Raw genomic sequence first — 609 nt, 5'->3', positions numbered from 1 at the left:
CCTGCGATACCTCCGTCGCGCCAATGAGGAACGTAGTCGCGCTGGTAGCAGTACTCTGAACGAAGATCATCTGCGCGCCGCCTCTGGAACATCGAAGAATCACAGCTTGTTCTGGGCAGACATCGATAACTTCAATCTCCTCGCGAATGCCAAGCGTTCCCATATGCTCTCCGAATTCATGAGGGTCGCAGCCGATGTCTCGTAGCGAGAGAGCCACGGATCCAGCTCTGCCGAGATGGACGGTGCTCCCACCAATGAAGGCCCTGGCGGTGGGAACATCGGGAACCGAATCACTCACTAGCTACTGCTTGCGGCTATCAAAGTTGTGTGGGATTCCATGGACACGCTTCATCTCCATGATCGACTCTGAGAGTAGCTCTCAGGCTGTTAGATACACTGACTGCGCTCGGCTCTCTGGCCCTGGTCCAGTTTCGCTTAGAAGAGCCCGCACACTTGAGCGCTTGACTGGTCAGCGGCTCGTTGGCACCACTCTGTATGGCATTGGAGAGATCATCTCTGGGCGATCTGAAGCGCTTCACAGAGTCGCAGCGTGGTGTCCAATCTGCCTGTGCCAGGCAGCCGAAGAAGGGCTTCCGAACTTCTCGCGAC

The 609-nt window shown here is 56.5% G+C and carries 2 protein-coding genes; both read left to right on the top strand.

Translation table 11 applies throughout. The annotated features are described in order from the left end of the window. On the top strand, positions 1 to 205 hold a 205-nt coding region (locus C9414_RS20410), incomplete at its 5' end, for a hypothetical protein (RefSeq protein ID WP_219909134.1). Between the two features lie 151 nt (positions 206 to 356). Next, the coding region (locus C9414_RS19550; RefSeq protein WP_219909133.1) for a hypothetical protein at positions 357 to 609 on the top strand (253 nt) is incomplete at its 3' end.

It is taken from the genome of Bacillus sp. Nf3, assembly GCF_003028545.1.
Taxonomy (GTDB): domain Bacteria; phylum Bacillota; class Bacilli; order Bacillales; family Bacillaceae; genus Bacillus; species Bacillus safensis.
Note: the sequence above shows the minus strand (reverse complement) of the source record. Positions and strands in the feature narration are given on the sequence as shown.